Genomic DNA, 24832 nt, shown 5'->3' with positions numbered 1-24832 from the left:
GGGTTTCGCCAATTTCAGGCCGAAAGATGCGAAATGGCGACCGGGATGCCCGGATGGGCACCCCTGTCAGCCACACACTTAGTATTCGTTCTGCTCAAGTTCGACATTGAGACCAAGCGAACGGAGTTCTTTAACAAGAACGTTAAACGACTCCGGAATGCCTGCCTCGAAGGTGTCTTCACCACGAACAATGGCTTCGTAAACCTTGGTACGGCCCGAAACGTCGTCCGACTTGACCGTAAGCATTTCCTGAAGGGTGTATGCAGCACCGTAAGCTTCGAGTGCCCACACTTCCATCTCCCCGAAACGCTGGCCACCGAACTGCGCCTTACCACCCAGCGGCTGCTGGGTAACAAGAGAGTACGGACCAATCGAACGTGCGTGGATCTTGTCATCGACCAGGTGGTGCAGTTTGAGCATGTAGATATAGCCCACTGTCACCTTGCGATGGAATTTCTCACCGGTACGACCGTCATAGAGGTCAACCTGGCCAGAACCATCAAGGCCGGCTTTTTCAAGCATACGAACAACATCCGGCTCACGAGCGCCGTCGAAGACCGGGGTGGCCATCGGAACGCCGCGACGCAGGTTGTTGCCAAGCTCGATGACTTCACCATCGGACAGCTCTTTGATGCCGGCGATGTATTCTTCGCCTTCATAGACATCATTAAGCTTGTTACGCAGGTCTTCCATTTCGCCACGACCGTCAGCAACAGCATCGACAAGTTCGCCGATCTGTTCGCCAAGACCACGTGATGCCCAACCAAGGTGGGTTTCAAGGATCTGGCCGACGTTCATACGCGACGGAACACCCAGCGGGTTCAGAACGATATCGACCGGCGTACCGTCTTCGAGGTGCGGCATGTCTTCAACCGGCATAATGCGCGATACGACACCCTTGTTCCCGTGACGGCCGGCCATCTTGTCACCCGGCTGCATTTTACGTTTAACCGCGACAAAGACTTTGACCATCTTCATCACGCCCGGCGGCAGTTCGTCACCAGCCTGCAGCTTGTCGACCTTGTCGTCGAAACGAGCCTGAAGAACAGCAATCGATTCCTCGAACTGCTTTTTCAGAGCTTCGATGTCAGACATGACATTGTCATCAGCAACTGCAATCTGGCGCCACAGACCACGTGCGACACCCGACAGGCTGTCTTCGGTGATCTCGCCCGACAGGCCCTTCGGACCATCAACGAGCAGCTGACCCAGCAGAAGGTTTTTCAGACGACCATAGAAGTTGCGCTCAAGAATGGCGCGTTCGTCGTCACGGTCCTGTGCGAGACGCTCGATCTCGGCGCGCTCGATGGCCAGGGCACGTTCGTCCTTGTCAACGCCACGACGCGAGAACACGCGGACTTCAACAATGGTACCGAACTGTCCCGGCGGGACACGCAGCGACGTATCACGGACGTCGGATGCTTTTTCACCGAAGATGGCACGCAGAAGTTTTTCTTCCGGCGTCATCGGGCTTTCGCCCTTCGGCGTTACCTTACCGACAAGGATATCGCCCGGCTTGATTTCCGCACCGATGTAGACAATGCCCGCCTCGTCGAGGTTTTTGAGCGCTTCTTCACCGACGTTCGGAATATCACGGGTGATTTCTTCCTGACCCAGCTTGGTATCGCGGGCCATGACTTCGAATTCCTCGATATGGATCGAGGTATAAACGTCATCACGGGCGATACGCTCGGACAGAAGGATGGAATCCTCGAAGTTGTAACCGTTCCAAGGCATGAACGCGACCAGCACGTTACGGCCAAGGGCAAGTTCACCCATATCGGTACACGGACCATCCGAGATGATGTCGCCTTTTTTGACAACATCGCCAACTTTCACCAGCGGACGCTGGTTGATGCAGCTGCCCTGGTTGGAACGCTGATATTTCAGCAGGGTGTAAATATCGACACCCGATTCCGACGCGGCAATGTCACCGGTTGCGCGAATAACCATACGGGTCGCGTCAACGGATTCAACAACACCGTCACGGCGTGCGATCAGGGTTGCACCCGAATCACGTGCCACCGGAACTTCCATACCGGTACCGACATACGGCGCTTCAGAGCGGATCAACGGAACCGCCTGACGCTGCATGTTCGAGCCCATCAGTGCGCGGTTCGCGTCATCGTTCTCAAGGAACGGAATGAGCGCGGATGCGACCGATACCAGCTGCTTCGGCGAGACGTCCATAAGGTCGATCTCTTCGGAGCGGGCCATATAGTGGTCACCGGCTTTACGGGTGTTGATCAGTTCGTTGGTAAAGCTGAAATCACCGTTAAGCGGTTCGTTCGCCTGTGCGATGACATAACGGCCTTCCTCGATCGCCGACAGATAGATCACCTCGGCGGTCACCTTGCCGTCGACAACCTTGCGGTACGGGCTTTCGATGAAGCCGTACTGGTTGACACGTGCAAAGGTCGCCAGCGAGTTGATCAGACCAATGTTCGGACCTTCCGGCGTTTCAACCGGGCAGATACGACCATAGTGGGTCGGATGAACGTCACGAACTTCAAAGCCGGCACGCTCACGGGTCAAACCACCCGGGCCAAGCGCCGAAAGACGACGTTTGTGGGTAATTTCCGAAAGCGGGTTGGTCTGGTCCATGAACTGCGACAGCTGCGAAGAGCCGAAGAATTCACGCACAGCAGCCGCAACCGGCTTGGCATTGATCAGGTCATGCGGCATCACGTTGTCGATCTCGACCGAGCTCATACGCTCGCGGATCGCACGTTCCATACGCAACAGACCAACACGGAACTGGTTTTCCATCAGCTCGCCGACCGAACGCAGACGACGGTTGCCAAGATGGTCAATATCGTCAATCTCGCCACGACCGTCTTTCAGGTCGATCAGAACACGGACGACTTCCAGAATGTCTTCACGGCGCAGGATACGAACAGTATCCGGGCATTCCAGATTCAGACGCGCATTCATCTTCACACGGCCAACAGCCGAAAGATCATAACGCTCTGCATCGAAGAACAGGCCTTTGAACATGGCTTCCGCACCCTCGAGGGTCGGCGGTTCGCCCGGGCGCATCACGCGATAGATGTCCACAAGGGCTTCTTCGCGGTTGCTGTTCTTGTCCAGTGCCATGGTGTTGCGCAGATACGGACCAACCTGGTTGTGGTCGATCATCAGCAGACGGATGGAATCAACGCCCCATTCCTTAAGCTGCTCGAACACTTCCTCGGTCAGTTCGTGACCGGCTTCTGCCAGGATCTCACCGGTTTCGCCGTCAATCAGGTCATCGGCCATGAACCAGCCATTAAGCTGATCTTCCGGAACCAGGATTTCCTTGACGCCCTGTTCGGTGATTTTGGCAGCAGAACGCTTGGTGATTTTCGAACCGGCTGCTGCAACAACTTCACCGCTGTTGGCATCAACAAGATCGTGAACCAGCTTCTGGCCGATATAACGGTCTGCACTGAAATCGGTAACCCAACCATCTGCGGTACGGCGGTATTCAGCCGACTCATAGTAATAGTTGAGGATCTCTTCCGGGGTCAGGCCTTCGATTTCCGACGGATCGACAGAGCGCCCTTCTTCGGCACGCTGGGCACGCAGCTGTTCGGACTCTTCGTTTTCAAGAGCCATAAGCAGCGTGGTCGCCGGCAGTTTGCGGCGACGGTCGATACGGACATAAAGAATGTCTTTTGCGTCGAATTCGAAATCGAGCCACGAACCACGATAAGGAATCACACGCGCGGCAAACAGATATTTGCCCGAGCTGTGGCTCTTACCTTTGTCATGGTCAAAGAAGACGCCCGGCGAACGGTGCATCTGAGAAACGATCACACGCTCGGTGCCGTTCACGATAAAGGTACCGTGTTCGGTCATGAGCGGCATGTCGCCCATATACACGTCTTGTTCCTTGATATCGCGGATCGAACGGGCACCCGTGTCCTCGTCGATATCCCAAACAACCAGGCGGAGTGTTACGCGCAGCGGTGCGGCAAAAGTCATGCCACGCTGGCGACACTCTTCGGTATCGTATTTCGGCTGCTCAAGCTCATACGAAACGAATTCAAGAGTTGCGCGTTCCGAAAAATCTTTAATCGGAAAGACGCTCTTGAACACTTCCTGGAGACCTGCATCGTCCCGCTGCTCCTGCGGGGTTCCGGTCTGCAAAAACTTGTCGTAGGAATTCTTTTGAACCTCAATGAGATTCGGGAGCGGAGCGACTTCGCTGATCCGTCCAAAGCTTTTGCGGATGCGCTTTCGACCAGTAAAGGACTTATCCATCATCGTTCCTTTAATCGCGCCTCCCCACACCGTCCGAACTCGTTCGTCCCTGCCCTGATACGTTTCCGACTTGCGCAAAACGCATACAGCACAACGACGCCCGAGCCCCGTACGGGGCGGGCGTTCACTTGATTATGACCGTGGATGTGTTTTGACATCCAACTTGATTGAGATCACTGATCCCTCGGCTGTCGACGCCGTCAAAGATAACCTCTGACCTAAACGGCCTTACGTTATGTACGATTACCTTTGGCAGCGTCAACCGTTAAATTCCTGTTCGCGCCCCTGCACATATCCCGGCCCGATTGCCAGGGAGCACAGAGACGGAAGGGCCGGCGCCCAGAGGACGCCGACCCAGACCTTGGCAAGAAGCCGTCGATTACTTGAGTTCGACGGTTGCGCCGGCTTCTTCCAGCTTCTTCTTGATTTCTTCGGCTTCGTCCTTAGCAACGCCTTCTTTGACGGCTTTCGGAGCGCCTTCAACCAGTTCTTTGGCTTCTTTGAGGCCAAGACCGGTGATGCCGCGTACTTCTTTAATGACGTTGATTTTCTTGTCGCCAGCAGAAGCGAGGATAACGTCGAATTCGGTTTTCTCTTCAGCAGCAGCACCGCCGGCAGCAGCGCCACCAGCAGCAGCAACAGCTACCGGAGCAGCGGCGGAAACGCCCCACTCTTCTTCGAGCATTTTGGAAAGTTCTGCAGCTTCAAGAACGGTGAGCTTGGAAAGCTCTTCAACGAGTGCCTTAAGATCGGCCATTTTGTATAACTCCTAGGCTTGAACTTAGATATCTGAGATATCTGGATAATTTGGTTTACGCGGCTTCGCCTTTGTCGGCATATGCCTTCAGCACCTGGGCGATCTGAGCCGCCGGCTTGGAGGTCAGCGTAGCGATACGCTGTGCCGGGGTCTGGATCATACCAACCAGTTTCGCACGAAGTTCGTCCAGCGACGGCAGTTCTGCCAGAGCTTTAACGCCCTGTTCATCGAGAACCTGTTCGCCGATGGCACCAGCAACAAGAACCAGCTTGTCGTTGGATTTCGCGAACTCGGAGGCTACCTTTGCGACCGAAGCCGGATCAGCTGAATAGCCAATCGCGGTCGGGCCGGTGAAGTAGTCTGCAAGACCAGCAAATTTGGTGCCTTCCAGAGCAAGTCGCGTAAGCCGGTTTTTGGTGACCTTGAAGCCCGCACCAGCTTCACGCATCTGCGCACGAAGAGCGGTAATTTCAGCAACCGTCAGACCCTTATACTGGGTGATGACGACGCCTTCCGCAGCTTCGAACACTTCGCGCATCTCTGCTACGAACTGTTGTTTATCATCGCGGTTCACTTTTAGTCTCCGACATTGCTTATTGCCCTGAACCCCACAAGGAGGTTCACAGACGCGACCAGTCCTTTCGAACCGGTCTGTGACGCCCGTCCGTTTGCCAGATGTCCAAGCCTTGTGTGATGCCCCGTTCGGGGAAAAACTAAGTACCGGAACCTCTGCCTATGCAGGAGATTAAGAGCGAATGATTTCGCCCACCTGCAGTCTGGGACAGACAGGTAGAGAGGGCCTGGGCCCTCTCCGGTCCTGACCGGTCCGAAAACCGGTCAGAATTCGAAAAACTTCTTACTTCGAAGCGATGTCAGCAATCGACAGTTTCACGCCAGCACCCATGGTGGAGCTGATCGCAGCGCGCTGAAGGTACTGACCTTTTGCGCCTGTCGGTTTTGCTTTAACGATTGCTTCGACGAATGCTTTTGCGTTCTCGAGGATCTGCTCTTCGCTGAACGAAGCCTTGCCGATACCGGCATGGACGATACCGTTTTTCTCGGCGCGGAACTGGACCTGGCCAGCTTTTGCGTCGGAAACTGCGGTTGCAACATCCATGGTAACGGTGCCGAGTTTCGGGTTCGGCATCAGGCCGCGCGGGCCGAGAACCTTACCGAGACGGCCGACAACAGCCATCATGTCCGGGGTTGCAATAACGCGATCGTAGTTCAGATCGCCTTTCTGCATTGCTTCCATCAGGTCTTCTGCACCAACAGCGTCGGCACCAGCTTTCTGGGCTTCTTCTGCTTTGGCGTCTTTTGCGAAGACAGCAACGCGCATGGTTTTACCGGTACCATGCGGAAGGGAAACAACACCACGGACCATCTGGTCAGCGTGACGCGGATCAACACCAAGGTTCATGGCAATTTCGATGGTTTCATCGAATTTTGCTTTTGCACCTTCTTTGACGAGTTTGACAGCAGCTGCCAGTTCGTACTGGGTGTTACGGTCGATGCCCTCATAGGCCTGGGCAAGGCGTTTACCAGTCTTGGCCATCGTCTTACTCCACAACCTCGAGACCCATCGCACGGGCAGAGCCCTCGATCATTGCCATCGCGCCATCAATGTCGAATGCATTGAGGTCAGCCATTTTGGCTTCTGCGATTTCTTTGACCTGTGCTTTGGTCACCTTGCCAACATAACCTTTACCGGTGGTACCGGAACCTTTGGCAATGCCTGCTGCCTTTTTCAGGAAGTAGGATGCCGGCGGGGTTTTGGTTACGAACGAGAAGGAACGGTCGGAATAAACGGTGATGACGACCGGAATCGGCATACCAGGTTCCATCTGCTGGGTCGCTGCGTTGAACGCCTTGCAGAATTCCATGATGTTCACGCCGCGCTGACCAAGAGCCGGGCCGACGGGCGGCGACGGGTTGGCTTTGCCGGCGGGAATCTGCAGCTTAAGATAGCCGTCGATTTTCTTCGCCATTAGAGTACCTCTTAAAGAAGCGCGCGGTCCGGCCATGGCTGACCTCCCGCGCCTTGATTGCTGCCTGCGTATACAGGCAGCGACTTAAATTTTCAAGATCGTTTTTTAAAGCTTCTCGACCTGGGTATATTCCAGCTCGACCGGAGTTGAACGACCGAAGATCGAAACAGACACCTTCAGGCGTGCACGTTCTTCATCAACTCCTTCGACGACACCGTTAAACGATGCAAACGGGCCATCGGAAACACGCACTTCCTCGCCAACCTCGAATGCGATGGTCGGCTTCGGACGATCAACACCTTCCTGCACCTGATGCAGAATGTGCTGAGCTTCCTTTTCGGAAATCGGCATCGGCTTGCCACGGCTACCGAGGAAATCGGTGACCTTGGCAGTATTTTTGACCAGATGCCAGCTTTCGTCAGTGAGATCCATCTTCAGCAGGACATAGCCCGGGAAAAACTTCCGCTCGGCATTGACCTTGGTGCCGCGACGCATCTCGACAGTTTCTTCAGTCGGAACCAGGACTTCTTCGATCTCGCCTTCAAGACCTTTCTTGATGGCTTGTTCGCGGATCGACTGGGCGACCTTTTTCTCGAATCCGGAGTGAACGTGCAATACGTACCAGCGATGCGCCATTGACTTAGCCCCCAACACCAAAGACCAGCTTAACACCCCATGCGAGGAGCTGATCGACAACAAAGAAGAAAACGGACGCCAAAGCAACCATCACGAAAACCATGATGGTCGAAACAGTCGTTTCCTTACGGGACGGCCACGAGACTTTCTTTGCCTCGGAGCGAACCTGCTGTACGAATTGTGCTGGCGACGTTTTAGCCATTGTCGGGGTTACACCGCTTTCTAATGCTTTGTTTCACGACCCGGAAAAATTGGCAGGAGAGGAGGGACTCGAACCCCCGACACTCGGTTTTGGAGACCGATGCTCTACCAACTGAGCTACACTCCTACAAGATCGTCAGAAAGTTGAAAAGCTTATCTTCTTTCTGGCTCATCCCCGCCCGGGTGGCGGGGTGTGCGGGCGGTTTATAGCCGCCCGCACATCCAAGATCAAGCACTCAATCGTGCAAAATCTTAAAAATTATTCGATGATTTTCGCAACAACGCCTGCGCCGACGGTACGACCGCCTTCACGGATTGCGAAACGCAGACCTTCGTCCATTGCGATCGGTGCAATGAGGGTCGCGGTCATCTGGACGTTGTCGCCCGGCATAACCATTTCGGTGCCAGCCGGCAGCTCGATCGAACCGGTAACGTCAGTCGTACGGAAGTAGAACTGCGGACGGTAGTTCGAGAAGAACGGCGTGTGACGGCCACCTTCATCCTTGGTCAGGATGTAAGCTTCTGCTTCAAACTTGGTGTGCGGGGTGATCGAGCCAACATGTGCCAGAACCTGGCCACGTTCGACGTCTTCACGCTTGGTACCACGAAGCAGCGCGCCGATGTTGTCGCCAGCTTCACCCTGATCGAGCAGCTTGCGGAACATTTCAACGCCGGTAACGGTCGTTTTGACGGTGTCTTTAATGCCGACGATTTCGATCTCTTCGCCAACTTTAACAACGCCGGTTTCAACACGACCGGTAACAACCGTACCACGACCCGAAATCGAGAACACGTCTTCGATCGGCATCAGGAACGGCTTGTCTTTCGGACGATCCGGTGCCGGGATGTAGTCATCAACAGCAGCCATCAGCTCGAGGATAGCGTTTTTGCCGATTTCGTCATCGCGACCTTCCAGAGCAGCAAGAGCCGAGCCCTTGATGATCGGAATATCGTCGCCCGGGAAGTCGTAGGACGACAGAAGTTCACGGATTTCCATTTCGACGAGCTCGAGAAGCTCTTCGTCGTCAACCTGGTCAACCTTGTTCATGAACACGACCAGTGCCGGAACGCCAACCTGACGTGCAAGCAGGATGTGCTCGCGGGTCTGCGGCATCGGGCCATCAGCTGCCGAAACAACCAGGATGCCACCGTCCATCTGTGCAGCACCAGTGATCATGTTTTTAACATAGTCAGCGTGGCCCGGGCAGTCGACGTGCGCGTAGTGGCGGTTTTCGGTCTCATATTCGACGTGCGCGGTCGAGATCGTGATACCACGAGCTTTCTCTTCCGGTGCCTTGTCGATCATGCTGTAGTCCTGGAACGATGCGCCACCCTGTTCTGCCAGAACTTTGGTGATCGCTGCGGTCAGCGTGGTTTTACCGTGGTCAACGTGGCCGACGGTGCCAACGTTAACGTGCGGTTTTGTACGCTCAAACTTTTCCTTGGCCATTGCCCTCAGATCCTATATCCGAACCAAAAAAACACGTAGAAACCCACCGCACGAGCCGACGGGTTGCATCATAAAATTGGAGCGGGTGAAGGGAATCGAACCCTCGTCGTAAGCTTGGAAGGCTTCTGCTCTACCATTGAGCTACACCCGCATATTTTTATCTGCGAGCTCTCGCGAGGGCGAGAGAGTGGTGGAGGGGGCAGGATTCGAACCTGCGTAGACTAAGTCGGCGGATTTACAGTCCGCTGCATTTGACCGCTCTGCCACCCCTCCATCAGGGTCTTAACGCCGTCCGGGTTTTGAGCCCGGCCTCGTTGCGGCGAGGGAGGGAATACGGTGGAGGGGCATGTGTTGTCAACAGCAAAAAAAGCACGAAATCGTATTTCCTTTCCTATATGTTCCCCAAGCTCTGCTTTCAGAGTCAAACAAAGTGCATTCAGTTCCTTACGGCCCGGAGGTTTCCGCCATTATGTCGCGTCGCAACAAATCACGTTCAGGAAATCGTCATCAAGGTGACAGCGGGCAGGACAACCTCCCGCACAACGATGAAAACCGCGAAGGCAATTCGCGCCGTGGACGAAAGCGCGGCCGCGATGGCGGATCATCGGGTGGAAATTCGCGCCTGATTCTCTTCGGGCGTCACCCTGTGATGATGGCAATTGCCAATCCGCAACGCACGATTCACAAAATCTGGGCGACCGAAAATGTCCGCGATGAAATTGTCGCCGCCCTCGCCGAGGCCGATCGCAATGATGTTGCCGTCGATGCCGCCGGCCGTACCGACCTTGATGAAATGCTGCCGCCGGGCACAGTTCATCAGGGCATGGCCATGCATTGTGCCCCCCTGCCCCAGATTTCAGTCGAAGAACTGATTGCCGATCACAGGGATTCGGAACAATGCACCGTGCTGGTTCTTGATCAGGTCACCGATCCCCACAATGTCGGTGCGATTCTGCGCAGTGCGGCGGCCTTTGGGGCCGCGGCCGTCATCGTACCGGACCGGCACGCCCCGCCTGAAACCGGTGTGCTTGCCAAATCGGCCAGTGGCGCGCTTGAAACCGTGCCCTATATTCATGCCGGCAACCTTAATCAGACACTTGATAAACTCAAAGGCGCGCATTTCTGGCTGGCCGGTATGGATGGCTATGCCGAACAGACCCTGGCCGAAGCCAAATTGCATGGCCGTGTGGGTATTGTCATGGGGTCGGAGGGCGAAGGCCTGCGTCGCCTGACCCGCGAAAGCTGTGATTTTCTGGTCAAGCTTCCGATGTCTGACCGCATCGAAAGCCTTAATGTGTCCAACGCCGCCGCGGTTGCGCTTTACGAGCTGTATCGCACCAAAAGCTGACCGCCCATCCACTTGCCGTCCTAGCGTACGGGGAATGCTGTTGTGCTCAAGCTGGACCACCTTACTGTGATCGCGCCGACCCTGGCGGAAGGAGTCGATCACGTTAAAAGCTGCCTTGATCTGGATATTCCGTTTGGAACCCGTCACGATTACATGGGTACGCACAATCATCGTGTTCAGCTGGGCGACACTGTCTATCTGGAAATCATCGCATCCGATCCGGTCGCCCGTCGCCCGGATCGCCCGCGATGGTTTGGCCTCGATAACCCGAAACAGGTCCGGGCCGATTGGGATACGGGCAAGCGCCTGCGTGGCTGGGTTGCCAGCACCACCAGCATTGACAGTGTTCTTGCGCAATATGACGGCATTTTCGGCGAACGTGTTGACCTTCCGTTCGACGATCCGACGTTCTGTTTTGCCATCCCGGCAGACGGATCGTTGCCGCTGGCCGGTGCCGCGCCGTCTCTTATTGATCACCGCAATGATCCGACCTCGATGGCCGAGATTCCCGACCTTGGCGCCAGACTGCAATCAATAACACTGGCGCACCCTGATCCGGATGCGATCAGGACACTTTATAACGGTCTTTCGATTGATCGTCCGCCTGCGGTCATCAAGGGCCCCGATCTTTGCTATCGGGCGCAGATAACCACCCCTGCCGGTCAGAAGGAACTGCGATAAACACGGGGATTGCAGGGGCACGAAAACCATTTGTCAGTTTCGGCCGACAAGCACTTGATTTCCCCGGCGGCCCGGATTATGTTTCGCGCCGCTCACGCCGGCATAGCTATAATTGGTAGAGCAGCTGATTTGTAATCAGAAGGTTGGGAGTTCGAGTCTCTCTGCCGGCACCATTAAAAGAAACCCCGCAAGCACATGCTTACGGGGTTTTCTTTTGTCTGGGCGGTCCGGTTATTCCGGCAAGCCGTCAAGCCGCCCGATTTCGTGCAGATCATCATCCCAGCCAGCCTTGCTGCCCAGCATGATATGCGCATCAGGGCGCTTTATCAGGTCACTATCAAGACATCCCGCCGGCACGACAACCAGACGACCGCCAAACTGTTCGCGCGGCACCGCCGCACCGCATGTCTGACAGAATGATTTTTCGTGACGTGTATCGGGCACAGTATAGGTCACAACCTTGTCCCTGCCAGAACGCCAGTCGAGCTTTGCCTGCCGGGAAAACAAGTTCGCGGCATATGCCGATCCCGTGTCTTTGCGGCAATATTGGCAATGACACAAAAAGAAACTGTCAAAGCGACCGGAGACCTCGAATGTTACCGCCCCGCACTGGCAACTGCCGTGATGTTTCTCTGTCATCTGCTGATCCCTGAATGTCTGTTGCCCGCAATTTGTCCGCAAACAGTTCGGGCGGTGCATGATATCAATATTCGCACCGCCCGTCGAAAGACCATTCTGTTCAGGATGCCGCGCTGTCAGCCATCCCGTCTGGATGACGCATAGCGTTCCGATTCTTTATAATAATCATCGAACCCGATGCGGTTGCGCAAATCAGCCCAGTTCATCAATTTTTCATCGCGTGGCTGACCGGCCTTCATGGTTTGCAGGCATTCCACCATCGCCTTCATGGCGGCTGCCATCAGGGATAACGGATAGGCAGCAATCTGATAGCCGATATCCTTGAGTTCTTCGGGCGACAGATCCGGGGTTTCACCACCTTCGACGATATTGGCCATTTTCGGCCCCGGCAGTTCGGCACAAAGGGTCCGCATTTCATCAACACTTTTGGGTGCTTCGACAAACAGAATATCTGCCCCCAGTTCCTTGAACTTCGCCGCACGGTCAATCGCCTCGGACAGGCCATGCTGATGACGGGCATCGGTGCGCGCCAGAATTAGGATATCGGCCCCGGCATCCCTGGCATCCACCGCCGCACGGATACGGTCAAAGGCCTCGTCGCGGCCGACAACTTCCTTGCCCTTGGTATGGCCACAACGTTTGGGCGCCAATTGGTCTTCGATCATCACAGCCGCACAGCCCGCCTTGGCAAAGCCGGTCACGGTGCGCCGGACATTCATGGCATTGCCATAACCGGTATCGCCATCGCCAATCAGGGGGATCGAAATGGCATCGGTAATGTTGCGCGCCTGATCGAGAACCTCGCCATAGGACATCAGGCCAAGATCGGGTTCGCCAATCCGGGCGGCCGATGTTGCGAATCCGGACATGAAGGTCAGGGCAAAGCCTTCCTGTTCGATCAGCTTGGCAGAAAGCGCATCAAAACAGCACGGCATGGTGATCAGATCGCCGGTGGCAAGCAGCGCACGCAATTGATCGGCAGGTGTCTTTATATGTGTCATCGGTCTTTACAGCTTGAATGGGATATAGAGTGCAAGGTCGTGCCAGACGTACAGAATAGCCGCTGTCACGAACATCAGGATCAGGAACGGTGCGACGCCACTTGCGACCTCACCCAGCCGGGCCTTGGCCACCGACTGGATGACATAAAGGTTCAGCCCGACCGGCGGCGTAATCAGGGCACATTCAACCATGATCACCATATAGACGCCGAACCAGATCGGATCGAATCCAAGCGCAAGGGCGGCTGGCAGCAGAACCGGCGTCATGATCAGCACCATCGACAGTGCTTCGAACACCAGCCCCATCACCAGCAGAACCGCCGTCACCACCAGAATGAAACCAAGATCGGTGTCGATTCCCTGGGTGATCATCATCGAGATGTCCTGGGGGATTCGGTAAAGCGTGATCGCCTTGCCAAAGATTTTGGCCCCGGCAATGATCAGAATGATCGCAACCGTGGTTGCCATGGAATCGAATACCGCCTTTTTAAGCGCATCCCATGTCAGAACCCGCATGATCGGGCCGGTAATAATCAGCGACGCGGCAAAGCCGATCGCCGCGGCCTCGGTCGGGGTAAAGGCCCCCGAATAGATCCCCGAAATAATCAGAACCGCAAGGATCACGGCAGGCAGCGCCTTGAGCGTGGCCCGACGGCGTTCTGCCCATCCCTGTTTGGGTTCGCGTTCCTGCCCGCCCATGCGGGCATAGACCATCGAAAACAGGATGAAGAAAACCAGAAGCGCGATGCCCGGACCGATCCCGGCAAGAAACAGCGAAATCACCGATTCTTCGGTCACAAAGCCGTAAATGATCATCGGGATCGATGGCGGGATCAGAATGCCCAACGTGCCGCCCGCCGCCAGAAGCCCATAGACAAATTTCTTGTTATAGCCGCGATTGATCATTTCCGGGATGGCGACCGTGCCGATGGTGGCTGCTGTTGCGACCGACGATCCGGAAATGGCGGCAAACACACCGCATGACAGGATGGTTGCCACCGCAAGACCGCCCGGCCAATGCCCGACCCAGGCGCTGACCGCTGCAAACAGGTCATTGCCCACCCCGGCACGCAACAGGATATTCGACATCAAAAGAAACAGCGGCACCGCCAGAAGGATAAAGCCATCAAGCGTTGACAGAATCGCCTGTGGCGCCATCAAGGGCGAAAAACCGCCCAGCAACAGCATGGCAAGCCCGAGCCCGCCAAGGGCAAAGGCCACCGGAACACGCGCCAGCAACAGCGCAAACATCGCCGCAAGGGTCAGAAGAATGGTCATTCGTGTGCCCCTTTCGGAATATCCTTGCCGCGCAGAAGGCCGACGATTTCAATCACCGCTTGAATGGCCAGAAGCGCAAAGCCGATGGCAACGGGAAGCTCTGCCACCCAGGCCGGAAGATCAAGCATGGTGCCGCTGGTGCGCCCGCGCTCGAAGCTTTCATAAAAGATTTCCCAGCCCTTGTAGGTCACCATCACCGAAAAGGCGAAAATGCACGCCATCGCGGCAATTTCGATTCCGCGCTGGGCTGTGGGTGAAAACAGACGGGTGACCGCATCAACCGCAATATGGCGGCGCGCAGCCAGCGCCCAGGGCATGCCAAGCAACGCCCCCCAGATCAGGCAAAGCTGTGAAAGCTCAGCCGCCCAGATCGTCGGACGGATAAAGAAATAACGGGCAATAACTTCATAAGTCAGCATGCAGCCTGCCAACACGAACAGGATGGCGGCAGCCCATGCCAGAAAAAGCATAAAACGATCAAACATCGTAAAACAAATGCCGTTACCCGGGTGGCTGATCATGCGCGACCGTGAAACGGACATCTCCTGATCTCGATAAAGGGGCGGGAAATCATCATCAATTGCCGACCGGGTGACGGAAGCGCGAAACATGGATCGTCATGATCGGCGGCACGGCAAGTGATGACATGATCACATTCAAAAAGATCATCCGGTCCCGCACCGGAAATTGGGCGGGACCGGCTTTATGATCAGAACTTCTGCGCAGCTTCAAAGACCTGCTTGCCAAGATCACCGGTATGGGCAAGGAACGCCTCGTAAACCGGTTTCGCAGCTTCGCGCCATGCAGCCATTTCTTCCTCGGTCGGATGGTAAATGGTCATGCCGTTGGCCTTGGCTTCGTCAAAGGCAGCAGCTTCGATTGCCGACATGCGATCACGCACGTCGTTTTCGGCATTTACCGCCGCGGTCGAGATGATTTCGCGCTGCTCATCGGTCAGACCGTTCCAGAATTCGGTATTCACAACCACGATGAATTCGATATCGGCATCGTTGGTGGTGGTTACGGTGTCCATGACTTCCCAAAGCTGACGGGATTTGACGCCCGACATGCCGGTCATGCCGACATCAACCGTGCCACGCTGATAGGCGATATACTGCTCGGACCCGGAAATCAGGGTCGGCGCACCACCAGCCGCAGAGATGAAATCACCCTGGGTTTTCGAGAATACGCGAACTTTCTGACCTTTGAGGCCATCCGGACCTTTGATCGGGCCGCCATTCGACAGCATGATCGATCCGCCATATGCCTGCCACCACAGAACCGTGGCACCGGTATCGGCAATCGCCGCATCAAGCGGTGCGCGAACCGGGGAATCCGGGGCAACGGCCTTGCGGACCTTTTCTTCGGTATCGAGAAGGAACGGCTGATAGAACACGTCAACGGCCGGAACGTCACCGACATAACGGGTCAGCGATGCCACACCCATTTCGATCGCGCCAGAACCGACGGCTGCTGGGACTTCTTTATCCTTGTAAAGCTGGGCCGAGTCATAAATCTGAACTTCGATATCGCCGTTCGATTTTTCCTCGACCTCGTTCTTGAACATCAAAAGGTTCTGGCCAAGGTGGCTTTTCATCGGCAGTTGCAGCGAAATGCGCAGGGTCAGATCAGCCGCATGCACAGCACCGGAAAATCCGACGGCCGTCATCAGGGCCGCGGCGAGGGCAAATTTCTTCATAATAGACTTCCTCCAGGAACTTTTATTCTAATTCTTAATGCCGGACCGCAAAGATGCGCCTATTTTTTGGCGCGGTTCAACATGTTTCGCACGGTATGGGCGATCTATCAGAAAACCCTTAGTGCGGCGCACAACCTGCTGAAACCATGGAATAAAGGGAGTCCGGGCCGTTCCGGGTAGAAATTTCCGCAACGCAACAATGTAATTCGCTCCGCACGGTCAGGACCGGCAGTCGAATGTGGCATGCCACAATGTTTGTTTTGAATACAAATCAGAGAATCGCGCCCAGTTTCAAACGGCTAGGCAAGCTTCTATTTGCCCTGCTCACCCGGCCCGGGACGTTGATATTGGCAGGCGTTTATACATCACGGTTGTCGCACTGAGCTTTTCGGAAAACGGATCGCGGGCAAATTGCGGAATGACCCCGGCAGTTTCAAAGCCAAGCGATGCATAAAGTGTCTCGGCACTGTCGCCGGTACGGGTATCAAGGGTCAGCAAACTGCGCCCCAGTTCCCCTGCCCGCCTTTCTGCGGCCTGCATCAAAAGACGGGCAATGCCGCGTCGACGACAGTCAGGATGGACCATCAGTTTGCTGATATCTCCGCGATGGGCCTGATTGGGCATGGTATCGATATCAAGCTGCACCGTGCCAACCACCCGATCATCATCAAGGGCGACGAAAAGCGTTCTTTTGCCCCCGGCCACTGCCGGGATGATCCGGTCGCGCCAAAATGCCACCGCCTCGGATATCGGGAAAGGCTCGATAAAACCGATGCTGGCCCCGTCATGCACACAGGCATGCAGCATCGCACCAAATGCCTCAAGACGATCGGCAAGCGCATCCGCATCAAGGGTGATGATGCGTGGTGGGGTAATCCGGTTGGTCTGGCCCATGATCGCGATGCTTTCAGATTGGTTATTCGACAATAAACAGGTGATAGCGCGCCCCGGAGGTGGACGGGGTTTCAAACACATTGCCGCCGCGCAGCTGATAGCGCAGGCAATCCCCCGCCCCCAGTTCATGGCGCTTGCCATCCACCGTCAGGCTCAGCATGCCGTCAAGCATTACAAGATGATGTTCCAGCCCGTCGCGTGGCGATCCGCCATATTCAATCCGCGTGCCCGGATCGATTTCGACTTCCAGGACTTCACCCGCCAGATTGCGCGATGTTGGCGATACCAGACGGCGGCGATATCCGGTTTCCGGATCGGTCCAGATTTCCTGATCCTGGCGTTTGACCAGTGGCGTGAAATCATCTTCGACCATCTGCATCAAACGCGACAGCGTGACGCCAAAGGCAACGCACAGCTTGCTCAATACACTGGCGGTCGGGCTGACATCACCATTTTCAATGCGCGACAGGCTGGCGCGACTGACCCCGCTGCGCTTTGCCAGCTCATCAAGCGACCAACCGCGTTCGGTTCGCAGTTGTGACAGGCGTCGGGCAAGGCGTGTTTCGATTTCTTCCATCTTGAACCTCGAATCTCAATATCGGGATATTTTTCCATTTATGAGAATTCGTCAAGACAGAAAACCGGCCCTGCATTCACCACGCAGGGCCGGTTTTAATTTGATCAAATCACGCCAGTTTTGCTGTGTGGATCAATTGCGTCGTCAAACCTGCCCATCGGGAATACGCGCAACAACCTTGATCTCGAAATCAAAACCGGAAAGCCAGGTCACCCCAACGGCCGTCCAGTTCGGATACGGGGCCCGATCAAAGACCGCCCCTTTGACCGCCATGATATCGCCAAACTGGTTTTCCGGATCGGTGTGGAAACTGGTGACATCAATAATGTCATCAAAGCTGCAACCAGCCGCCTCAAGGATCGCTCTTAGGTTTTCAAACGCCAGTTCGACCTGCTTTTTGAAATCCGGTTCCGGGGTTCCGTCTTCGCGACTGCCAACCTGACCGGAAACAAACAGAAGATCGCCAGACCGGATGGCCGGGGAATAGCCATGCGCCTCATAAAGGGCATGACGGTTCGGGGGAAAGATTGCTTGGTTTGCAAGGGACATAAAGCCCTCCTGTTCAGATAAATTCAGTTGATGTGGCGTTTTAGACTCAATTCAGATACGCTGCGTATGTGAAGCAAAGATATATTCACATACATCACGTATGTCAATTAACATACGTGCCGTATGTTAAAATCGGAGTGCCTGATGACTGCCAAGACCCGTGCTGAAAAAATGGAAGAAACGCGCGCTAAATTGATCGCTGCGGGGCGCAAGGCCTTTGCCCACAAGGGATATGCAGATGCGTCAATGGATGAACTGACAGCATCCGCCGGCCTGACGCGTGGCGCGCTTTATCATAATTTTGGTGACAAGCTTGGGTTGCTTGCGGCTGTTGTCGATGAAATTGACTCGGCCATGGCCCAAAAGGCCAAAGATGCCGGTGATGCCGCCGGGGGTGGCTGGAACGGATTATTGGCCGAAGGCAGGACATATATCGAACTGGCCCTTGATCCCGAGATCCAGCGCATCGTCCTTCGCGATGGTCCGGCTTTCCTTGGCGATCCGTCAAACTGGCCAAGTCAAAATCGCTGCTTGCAGGCGACGATTGCAACACTTGGGGAACTGGCCGATCAGGGCGCGATCAAATCTGTGGATATTGAAGCCCTGGCAAGAATGCTGAACGGCGTGGCATTGAATGCGGCCCTGTGGGTTGCAACAAGCGATGATCCGCAAGCAACCCTTCACAAGGCAATTTCAGCATTCGAATGCCTTGCATCTGGGGTTCTGGTCAACAACGAACACAGATAATTCACGGGTGGCCCCGGCAGATCGGGCGGATTGGGCAAACTGGGCGTTCCGGACGGACCAAGCTACGGGTCTGGCGAAAGGCAGCATTAAACAGCCTTCCCTGCCCGACGACCAATTCCGGGCTTATTTGCCACCTTCAAGATCAAATCCGGCCCGGGTCCAGCTTTGGATGCCGCCCTTAAGGTTGCTGACCGCGCAATCAACATGGGGCAGAACGGCATTGGCCGCGCCAAAGGATCGCTGTCCCACCGCACAGACAAACACCAGGTCGGTGTCATTTTCATCGGTCAGGTCAACCAGTGCCGAAATGTCAAAATTTGATGTCGGCATATTGATCGCGGTTTCGATATGGCCGGTGGCGAATTCATCGGGTTCACGCACGTCGATGACAGTCACCGCGTCCTGGCCGATCAGAAGATCAAGCTCGTGGGGTTCGACAAATTTTACAGCACCATCGGTCATTTCATTCTTCCTGCTGGGCGGCGCGACCATAACCGCCGCCGGTTTCGCGATTGGTGCAGTGATAACGTCCGACCCGCCGACTGTGCAAACGCAAAATAATTTTGACAGGTCGGATCACGGGCAACTGCCTTGCCCACAGCCCGTTCCGGTCACTCAACCGTGATCACCCGAATGGAAATTCTTTCGCCAATACCTTTATCTTACCTTGCGGAACAGGTCGCTGCTTCCCAAGTCTTTTAATAGGACATTTTCCAGCGGCAACGATCCGGGTCATGGCGACAGGTCGACGCCCATTCAGGTCTGAAGTCTTTATCAAAGGGCTGCCGAAACGGGGCCAAAAGACAGCAACCCAAAGTAGCAAATATTAACTTGCGAACCGGCAAAGACAACAACTTCAAACTCTTGGCATCTTCTGCCGATTTTAACCAGAAGCTAAATAGTCTTCGTTAAAATATTTACTGTCTGGCAAATGAACTTTTGTACCATTTGCTGACGTATACAGAATCAGGCGGCCATCAACAGGTCTGCTGCAATGCAAAACAGGCAGGACAGGAAACGATCGTTCGATACCAAAGGGATAACGTTTGAAAGGAGACCGCGCCATGGCTGAAGACAAGGACATCTTCGAGCTGTATGCGGAAGGGTATGACGGAAAGCAAGAAACCGAACTGACCATCCGTGACTACCTTAATCTATGTCGCGAAGATCCAACGGCCTATGCCTCGGCCGCGGAACGCATGATCACGGCGATTGGCGAACCGGAACTGATCGATACATCGACCGATCCCCGCCTTGGCCGTATTTTCCTGAACCGAACCATCAAACGTTACCCTGCCTTTGCCGATTTCTTTGGCATGGAAGAAACCGTCGAACGCATTGTCGGCTTCTTCAAATATGCGGCACAGGGGCTAGAAGAACGCAAACAGGTTCTTTATCTGCTCGGCCCGGTTGGCGGCGGCAAAAGTTCGCTTGCCGAACGGCTCAAGGAGCTGATGGAACGCGAACCGATCTATGTTCTGAAGGCTGGCGACCAGATCAGCCCGGTATTTGAAAGCCCGCTTGGCCTGTTCAACCCGGCCAAAATGGGTGACGCCATCCAGGACAAATACGGTATTCCCAAACGTCGTCTGACCGGGCTTATGTCGCCCTGGGCGGTCAAGCGTCTTGACGAATTTGGCGGTGATCTTTCCAAATTCTCGGTGGTCAAGCTGATCCCGTCGCGCCTGCGTCAGATCGCAATCGCCAAAACCGAACCGGGTGATGAAAACAATCAGGATATCTCGTCACTGGTCGGCAAGGTCGATATCCGCAAACTTGAATATTTCAGTCAGAACGACCCGGATGCCTATAGCTATTCCGGTGGTCTGAACCGCGCCAATCAGGGCTTGCTTGAATTTGTCGAAATGTTCAAGGCCCCGATCAAGATGCTGCATCCGCTTCTGACCGCAACCCAGGAAAGCAACTATATCGGCACGGAAAACCTTGGCGCCATCCCGTTCCAGGGCTTGATCCTTGCGCATTCGAACGAAGCCGAATGGCAGACCTTCAAATCCAACAAGAACAACGAAGCCTTCATTGATCGTATCTCGGTGATCAAAGTCCCCTATTGCCTGCGGGTTACCGAAGAAACCATGATCTATGAAAAGCTGCTTCAGGGATCCGAACTTGAACAGGGTGCCTGTGCGCCCGGAACGCTCAAGATGCTGGCACAGTTTTCGGTCCTGTCGCGGTTGCAGGAACATGAAAACTCCAACCTTTATTCCAAAATGCGGGTCTATGACGGCGAGACATTGAAGGATGTCGACCCCAAAGCCAAATCCATGCAGGAATACCGCGATACCGCCGGTGTCGACGAAGGCATGGACGGCATTTCCACCCGGTTTGCCTTCAAGGTTCTGTCTGAAACCTTCAACCATGACACCCACGAAGTCGCCGCCGATCCGGTGCATCTGATGTATGTGCTTGAACAGGCGATCCGGCGTGAACAATATCCCGAAGAACGCGAAAAGGATTATATGGACTTCATCAAGTCCGAACTGGCACCGCGTTATGCCGAATTCATCGGGGCAGAAATCCAGAAGGCCTATCTCGAAAGCTATTCCGATTACGGTCAGAACCTGTTTGATCGCTATGTGTCCTATGCCGATGCCTGGATCGAGGATCAGGACTTCAAGGACCCCGATACCGGACAGCTTCTTGATCGCAAGATCATTGATCAGGAACTTTCGAAAATCGAAAAACCGGCCGGCATCGCCAATCCCAAGGACTTCCGTAACGAGGTCGTCAAATTTGCCCTGCGCGCACGTGCGAATAACAAGGGCAAAAACCCGTCCTGGACGTCTTATGAGAAACTGCGTGATGTGATTGAAAAACGCATGTTCAGCCAGGTCGAGGACCTTCTGCCGGTGATTTCATTCGGCTCGAAAAAAGACAGCGAAACCGAGAAGAAACATAACGAGTTCGTCAAACGCATGATCGATCGAAGCTATACCGAACGTCAGACCCGCCGTCTGGTCGAATGGTATATGCGCGTCAATAAGGCCGGCTAAGCCACGCCCTCGGCTTACCGACCCTGCCGGGCGGTTTCTCCCTTGTCCGCCCGGCTTTTATCCCGTCGCAGGATGGGCACCCGTTCGCCCATCCTGTCAAAGACCAAAGGCCCAAGCGACCTGCACATGACATGACGGCCCCTTATCCCGGCATGTCGGTCCAAGGATGTGAATGCCCATGCTGTATATCGTTGACCGCCGCAAGAACCCGACAGGCAAAAGTCTTGGCAACCGACAGCGTTTCATGCGCCGGGCCAAGGCCCAGATCAAAAAAGCCGTCGAAGACACCATCCGGTCGCGCGGCATCACCGATATCACCAGCGGCGATCAGATCACCATTCCCGGCAAGACATTGAAAGAACCGGGCTTCCACCACGCCGGACGGGGCGGCAACCGCAACTATGTCCTGCCCGGTAACAAGAAGTTCGTTCAGGGCGACCGCATCGCCCGCCCGCAAGGTGGTGACGCCGGGGCCGGCGGGTCACAGGCAAGCCCCGATGGCGACGGCGAGGATGATTTCCAGTTCACCCTGACCCGCGATGAATTCCTTGATATCTTTTTCGAAGATCTCGAACTGCCCGACCTTTTGAAAAAAAGCCTGAAACAGACCACCGCGTTTCGCAATGCGCGTGCGGGCTTTTCGGTTGAAGGCACGCCCGCCAACCTGAGCCTTGTGCGCACCATGCGCAATTCACTGGCCCGGCGCATCGGCCTGAGACGGCCCAAAACCGCCGAAGTCCGCGAACTCGAAGAAAAGATCGCAGCCCTTCAGGCCAAGGCCGAAAAACGCCCCAATGGCAAACTGACCAAGGCCGACGAAGACAGCCTGCACGGATTGCTGGCCGATCTTGAAGAAGCCAAACGCCGCATGAAGGCGATCCCGTTCATTGATCCGATCGATACCCGCTATAACCAGTTCCAGCAAATCCCCGATCCCAACACCCAGGCGGTGATGTTCTGTCTGATGGATGTATCGGGATCGATGTCCGAACAGATGAAGGAACTGGCCAAGCGGTTCTTCATGTTGCTGCATCTGTTTTTGCATCGTCGCTACGAACATGTCGAAGTGGTGTTCATCCGCCATACATCACGCGCCGCCGAAGTTGATGAAGAAACCTTTTTCTATTCGCGCGAAACCGGTGGCACCATTGTTTCCACCGCCCTTGAAGAAATGAAAAAGGTGCTCAAGGACCGCTATCCCACCGATCAGTGGAACATCTATGCCGCACAGGCATCCGATGGCGACAACTATTCCAATGACGGCGCCAAATGCACCAGCCTGCTGGCCGAAGACCTTTTGCCGAAATGCCAGTATTACGCCTATATCGAAATCACTGATGAGCGTGAGGCCGAGATTTTCGCCGCTGCCGAAGGCGAAACCGCCCTGTGGAAGGCCTATGCCCCGCTGGCGTCGCACAATCCGCGCTTTGCCCTTAAACGGGTGACAAAGGCCGCCGACATCTTCCCGGTATTCCGGGAACTCTTTGCCAAAAACCGCACGGAGGCACGGCTATGAGCACCAAAACCAAATCCTCCGAAGCTGATAATGGCAAACTGCTTTTCACCAGTGCCGACTGGGATTTCGAAACGCTCAAGGCGACCTATGACGCGATTGAAGACATCGCGATCAATGAACTCAAACTTGATGTCTATCCCAACCAGGTCGAAGTCATCACCTCCGAACAGATGCTTGATGCCTATTCATCGATCGGCATGCCCTTGATGTATCACCACTGGTCGTTCGGCAAACGGTTCGTGCGCGATGATGTCATGTATCGCAAGGGCTATCAGGGGCTGGCCTATGAAATCGTGATCAATTCGAACCCCTGCATTTCCTATGTGATGGAAGAAAACACCATCGTCATGCAGGCGCTGGTCATGGCCCATGCCGCGTTCGGGCATAACCATTTTTTCAAAAACAACTATCTGTTCAAACAATGGACCGATGCCGAAGGCATTCTGGATTACCTGCAATTCGCCAAGGGCTATATCGCCAAATGCGAAGACCGGTACGGCTTTGACGCGGTTGAACGCGTACTTGATGCCGCCCATGCCCTGATGGAACAGGGGGTTAACCGTTATTCCCATCCGGAAAAGCCCAATCTTGCGGTCGAACTGGAACGTGAACGCGAACGGGCCAAATACGAAGACGAAACCTATAACGATCTGTGGCGCACCCTGCCCCAGCCTGATCAGGGCGATCAGGATATGGACGAGCTCAAACGCAAAATGCGGATCGAGGAACGCCGCGCCCAATTCGGCCTTCCGGAAGAAAACCTGCTTTATTTCCTGGAAAAAAATGCACCGTCGCTTCAGGCATGGGAACGTGAAATCCTGCGGATTGTGCGCAATATCGGTCAGTATTTCTATCCCCAGAAACAGACCAAAATGATGAATGAAGGCTGTGCGTGCTATGTGCATTACGCCATCATGAACAGCCTGTATGACAGGGGCCTGATTTCAGAAGGCGCGATGATGGAATTCATCGATTACCATTCGCGCGTCGTGTTTCAGGCCGAATATGATGATCCGCGTTATTCCGGGTTCAATCCCTATGCGCTGGGCTTTGCCATGATGCAGGATATCCACCGCATCTGTGTTGATCCGACCGACGAGGACCGCAAATGGTTCCCCGATATCGCCGGGAATAATGAGCCGGTGGAAACGCTCAAGGAAGCCTGGGCACATTACCGCGATGAAAGCTTCATCCTGCAATTCCTGTCGCCCAAACTGATGCGCGACATGCGAATGTTCATGATCGATGATCAAAGCACATCCCCGCATCTCGAAGTCGCAGCCATTCATGATGATAACGGCTATCGCAAGGTCCGCCGGTCACTGGCCCGGATGCATGACATTTCGGTGCGTGAACCCGACATGCAGGTGGTCGATGTCGATATCCGCGGCAATCGCCAGCTTTATGTCCAGCATACCGAACATGAAGGCATCCGCCTTGAAAAAGCCGAAGCCCAGATGACGCTTGGCTATATCGGGCAATTGTGGGGATATGGCGTGACACTTCAGGCGGTTGATTATGAAACCGGCGAAATCCTTCATGAAATGAATTACACGCCCGAAGATCTGGCGACTTCCTGATCTTGTGACCGGCGGTCTATGCCCCGCCGTCCAAC

The 24832-nt window shown here is 55.0% G+C and carries 23 protein-coding genes and 4 tRNA genes; 7 read left to right on the top strand and 20 right to left on the bottom strand.

Going from position 1 to position 24832, the window contains the following annotated elements; translation table 11 throughout:
- Positions 1–78: 78 nt before the first annotated feature.
- The 11 genes from rpoB to M9H61_RS00700 form a co-directional block, all read right to left on the bottom strand.
- Positions 79–4245: a DNA-directed RNA polymerase subunit beta gene (rpoB, locus tag M9H61_RS00750; protein ID WP_250282835.1), complete on the bottom strand. Its 4167-nt coding sequence runs from the start codon at positions 4243–4245 to the stop codon at positions 79–81.
- Positions 4246–4624: 379 nt separating this feature from the next.
- The gene (rplL, locus tag M9H61_RS00745; RefSeq protein ID WP_068518437.1) at positions 4625–5002 is read right to left on the bottom strand and encodes a 50S ribosomal protein L7/L12; all 378 of its coding nucleotides are present in this window, start codon (positions 5000–5002) and stop codon (positions 4625–4627) included.
- Between the two features lie 55 nt (positions 5003–5057).
- Positions 5058–5576, bottom strand: coding sequence for a 50S ribosomal protein L10 (gene rplJ, locus M9H61_RS00740; RefSeq protein ID WP_068518436.1), 519 nt, complete (start codon positions 5574–5576; stop codon positions 5058–5060).
- A 282-nt stretch (positions 5577–5858) separates the two neighbouring features.
- A complete protein-coding gene (rplA, locus tag M9H61_RS00735) occupies positions 5859–6557 on the bottom strand; it encodes a 50S ribosomal protein L1 (RefSeq protein ID WP_068518435.1) in 699 nt (232 codons plus the stop codon).
- Positions 6558–6561: 4 nt separating this feature from the next.
- Entirely contained in the window at positions 6562–6990 is a 429-nt protein-coding gene (gene rplK, locus M9H61_RS00730) for a 50S ribosomal protein L11 (protein ID WP_068518434.1), read from the bottom strand.
- 105 nt (positions 6991–7095) lie between these two features.
- On the bottom strand, positions 7096–7626 hold the full coding sequence (nusG, locus tag M9H61_RS00725; RefSeq protein WP_068518433.1) for a transcription termination/antitermination protein NusG: 531 nt from the start codon (positions 7624–7626) through the stop codon (positions 7096–7098).
- A 4-nt stretch (positions 7627–7630) separates the two neighbouring features.
- On the bottom strand, positions 7631–7828 hold the full coding sequence (secE, locus tag M9H61_RS00720; RefSeq protein WP_040824880.1) for a preprotein translocase subunit SecE: 198 nt from the start codon (positions 7826–7828) through the stop codon (positions 7631–7633).
- Between the two features lie 50 nt (positions 7829–7878).
- Positions 7879–7954: transfer RNA gene (locus M9H61_RS00715), tRNA-Trp, on the bottom strand.
- A 132-nt stretch (positions 7955–8086) separates the two neighbouring features.
- Positions 8087–9277, bottom strand: coding sequence for an elongation factor Tu (gene tuf / locus M9H61_RS00710; protein WP_206927257.1), 1191 nt, complete (start codon positions 9275–9277; stop codon positions 8087–8089).
- Positions 9278–9354: 77 nt separating this feature from the next.
- Positions 9355–9428: transfer RNA gene (locus M9H61_RS00705), tRNA-Gly, on the bottom strand.
- A gap of 37 nt (positions 9429–9465) precedes the next feature.
- Positions 9466–9550, bottom strand: a tRNA-Tyr gene (locus tag M9H61_RS00700).
- 196 nt (positions 9551–9746) lie between these two features.
- On the opposite strand from M9H61_RS00700, the gene rlmB reads away from it, so the two are divergent.
- The 3 genes from rlmB to M9H61_RS00685 all read left to right on the top strand — a co-directional run bounded on the left by rlmB (position 9747) and on the right by M9H61_RS00685 (position 11479).
- The gene (gene rlmB / locus M9H61_RS00695; protein ID WP_101247921.1) at positions 9747–10625 is read left to right on the top strand and encodes a 23S rRNA (guanosine(2251)-2'-O)-methyltransferase RlmB; all 879 of its coding nucleotides are present in this window, start codon (positions 9747–9749) and stop codon (positions 10623–10625) included.
- Positions 10626–10667: 42 nt separating this feature from the next.
- Positions 10668–11306 carry a VOC family protein gene (locus M9H61_RS00690; RefSeq protein WP_250282833.1) on the top strand — a complete coding sequence of 213 codons (639 nt, stop codon included), beginning with the start codon at positions 10668–10670 and terminating at the stop codon, positions 11304–11306.
- Positions 11307–11402: 96 nt separating this feature from the next.
- Positions 11403–11479 (top strand) — tRNA-Thr (locus M9H61_RS00685).
- 58 nt (positions 11480–11537) lie between these two features.
- Here M9H61_RS00685 and M9H61_RS00680 read toward each other — a convergent pair.
- The 8 genes from M9H61_RS00680 to M9H61_RS00645 form a co-directional block, all read right to left on the bottom strand.
- Positions 11538–11945 (bottom strand): GFA family protein, encoded by a 408-nt coding sequence (locus M9H61_RS00680; RefSeq protein ID WP_101247919.1) that lies wholly within the window; start codon positions 11943–11945, stop codon positions 11538–11540.
- A gap of 116 nt (positions 11946–12061) precedes the next feature.
- On the bottom strand, positions 12062–12946 hold the full coding sequence (locus tag M9H61_RS00675) for an oxaloacetate decarboxylase (RefSeq protein ID WP_170310296.1): 885 nt from the start codon (positions 12944–12946) through the stop codon (positions 12062–12064).
- A 6-nt stretch (positions 12947–12952) separates the two neighbouring features.
- Positions 12953–14224 (bottom strand): TRAP transporter large permease, encoded by a 1272-nt coding sequence (locus M9H61_RS00670; protein ID WP_068517153.1) that lies wholly within the window; start codon positions 14222–14224, stop codon positions 12953–12955.
- Positions 14221–14835 (bottom strand): TRAP transporter small permease, encoded by a 615-nt coding sequence (locus tag M9H61_RS00665; RefSeq protein WP_228195796.1) that lies wholly within the window; start codon positions 14833–14835, stop codon positions 14221–14223. The genes M9H61_RS00670 and M9H61_RS00665 overlap by 4 nt, the downstream gene beginning before the upstream one ends.
- A 98-nt stretch (positions 14836–14933) precedes the next feature.
- Complete coding sequence (gene dctP, locus M9H61_RS00660; RefSeq protein WP_068517152.1) at positions 14934–15923, bottom strand: TRAP transporter substrate-binding protein DctP; 990 nt, start codon at positions 15921–15923, stop codon at positions 14934–14936.
- Positions 15924–16247: 324 nt separating this feature from the next.
- Positions 16248–16817: a GNAT family N-acetyltransferase gene (locus tag M9H61_RS00655; RefSeq protein WP_250282831.1), complete on the bottom strand. Its 570-nt coding sequence runs from the start codon at positions 16815–16817 to the stop codon at positions 16248–16250.
- A gap of 22 nt (positions 16818–16839) precedes the next feature.
- Entirely contained in the window at positions 16840–17394 is a 555-nt protein-coding gene (locus tag M9H61_RS00650) for a helix-turn-helix domain-containing protein (protein WP_250282829.1), read from the bottom strand.
- 144 nt (positions 17395–17538) lie between these two features.
- A complete protein-coding gene (locus tag M9H61_RS00645) occupies positions 17539–17943 on the bottom strand; it encodes a RidA family protein (RefSeq protein WP_206927252.1) in 405 nt (134 codons plus the stop codon).
- A 144-nt stretch (positions 17944–18087) separates the two neighbouring features.
- On the opposite strand from M9H61_RS00645, the gene M9H61_RS00640 reads away from it, so the two are divergent.
- Positions 18088–18690 (top strand): TetR/AcrR family transcriptional regulator, encoded by a 603-nt coding sequence (locus M9H61_RS00640; RefSeq protein WP_250282827.1) that lies wholly within the window; start codon positions 18088–18090, stop codon positions 18688–18690.
- Between the two features lie 123 nt (positions 18691–18813).
- On the opposite strand, the gene M9H61_RS00635 is transcribed toward M9H61_RS00640, so the two are convergent.
- On the bottom strand, positions 18814–19152 hold the full coding sequence (locus tag M9H61_RS00635; RefSeq protein WP_206927250.1) for a rhodanese-like domain-containing protein: 339 nt from the start codon (positions 19150–19152) through the stop codon (positions 18814–18816).
- Positions 19153–19754: 602 nt separating this feature from the next.
- Here M9H61_RS00635 and M9H61_RS00630 point away from each other — a divergent pair.
- From M9H61_RS00630 to M9H61_RS00620, 3 genes are all read left to right on the top strand, one after another.
- Positions 19755–21701 carry a PrkA family serine protein kinase gene (locus M9H61_RS00630; protein ID WP_250282825.1) on the top strand — a complete coding sequence of 649 codons (1947 nt, stop codon included), beginning with the start codon at positions 19755–19757 and terminating at the stop codon, positions 21699–21701.
- A gap of 178 nt (positions 21702–21879) precedes the next feature.
- On the top strand, positions 21880–23217 hold the full coding sequence (locus tag M9H61_RS00625) for a YeaH/YhbH family protein (protein ID WP_250282823.1): 1338 nt from the start codon (positions 21880–21882) through the stop codon (positions 23215–23217).
- Entirely contained in the window at positions 23214–24797 is a 1584-nt protein-coding gene (locus M9H61_RS00620; protein ID WP_250282821.1) for a SpoVR family protein, read from the top strand. The genes M9H61_RS00625 and M9H61_RS00620 overlap by 4 nt, the downstream gene beginning before the upstream one ends.
- The last annotated feature ends 35 nt before the right edge of the window (positions 24798–24832 follow it).

It is taken from the genome of Thalassospira sp. GO-4, from assembly GCF_023588965.1.
In the GTDB taxonomy this organism is placed as follows: Bacteria; Pseudomonadota; Alphaproteobacteria; order Rhodospirillales; family Thalassospiraceae; genus Thalassospira; species Thalassospira povalilytica.
This window is presented reverse-complemented; position numbering and strand designations above follow the sequence as displayed.

Coding starts and splice junctions, on each gene's coding strand:
- M9H61_RS00650 (WP_250282829.1), bottom strand. CDS start 17,394: ATGGAAGAAATCGAAACACGCCTTGCCCGACGCCTGTCACAACTGCGA.
- M9H61_RS00680 (WP_101247919.1), bottom strand. CDS start 11,945: ATGACAGAGAAACATCACGGCAGTTGCCAGTGCGGGGCGGTAACATTC.
- secE (WP_040824880.1), bottom strand. CDS start 7,828: ATGGCTAAAACGTCGCCAGCACAATTCGTACAGCAGGTTCGCTCCGAG.
- M9H61_RS00655 (WP_250282831.1), bottom strand. CDS start 16,817: ATGGGCCAGACCAACCGGATTACCCCACCACGCATCATCACCCTTGAT.
- dctP (WP_068517152.1), bottom strand. CDS start 15,923: ATGAAGAAATTTGCCCTCGCCGCGGCCCTGATGACGGCCGTCGGATTT.
- rplA (WP_068518435.1), bottom strand. CDS start 6,557: ATGGCCAAGACTGGTAAACGCCTTGCCCAGGCCTATGAGGGCATCGAC.
- rplL (WP_068518437.1), bottom strand. CDS start 5,002: ATGGCCGATCTTAAGGCACTCGTTGAAGAGCTTTCCAAGCTCACCGTT.
- M9H61_RS00665 (WP_228195796.1), bottom strand. CDS start 14,835: ATGTTTCGCGCTTCCGTCACCCGGTCGGCAATTGATGATGATTTCCCG.
- M9H61_RS00675 (WP_170310296.1), bottom strand. CDS start 12,946: ATGACACATATAAAGACACCTGCCGATCAATTGCGTGCGCTGCTTGCC.
- rpoB (WP_250282835.1), bottom strand. CDS start 4,245: ATGGATAAGTCCTTTACTGGTCGAAAGCGCATCCGCAAAAGCTTTGGA.
- M9H61_RS00645 (WP_206927252.1), bottom strand. CDS start 17,943: ATGTCCCTTGCAAACCAAGCAATCTTTCCCCCGAACCGTCATGCCCTT.
- nusG (WP_068518433.1), bottom strand. CDS start 7,626: ATGGCGCATCGCTGGTACGTATTGCACGTTCACTCCGGATTCGAGAAA.
- M9H61_RS00620 (WP_250282821.1), top strand. CDS start 23,214: ATGAGCACCAAAACCAAATCCTCCGAAGCTGATAATGGCAAACTGCTT.
- tuf (WP_206927257.1), bottom strand. CDS start 9,277: ATGGCCAAGGAAAAGTTTGAGCGTACAAAACCGCACGTTAACGTTGGC.
- rlmB (WP_101247921.1), top strand. CDS start 9,747: ATGTCGCGTCGCAACAAATCACGTTCAGGAAATCGTCATCAAGGTGAC.
- M9H61_RS00625 (WP_250282823.1), top strand. CDS start 21,880: ATGCTGTATATCGTTGACCGCCGCAAGAACCCGACAGGCAAAAGTCTT.
- M9H61_RS00640 (WP_250282827.1), top strand. CDS start 18,088: ATGACTGCCAAGACCCGTGCTGAAAAAATGGAAGAAACGCGCGCTAAA.
- rplK (WP_068518434.1), bottom strand. CDS start 6,990: ATGGCGAAGAAAATCGACGGCTATCTTAAGCTGCAGATTCCCGCCGGC.
- M9H61_RS00630 (WP_250282825.1), top strand. CDS start 19,755: ATGGCTGAAGACAAGGACATCTTCGAGCTGTATGCGGAAGGGTATGAC.
- M9H61_RS00670 (WP_068517153.1), bottom strand. CDS start 14,224: ATGACCATTCTTCTGACCCTTGCGGCGATGTTTGCGCTGTTGCTGGCG.
- M9H61_RS00635 (WP_206927250.1), bottom strand. CDS start 19,152: ATGACCGATGGTGCTGTAAAATTTGTCGAACCCCACGAGCTTGATCTT.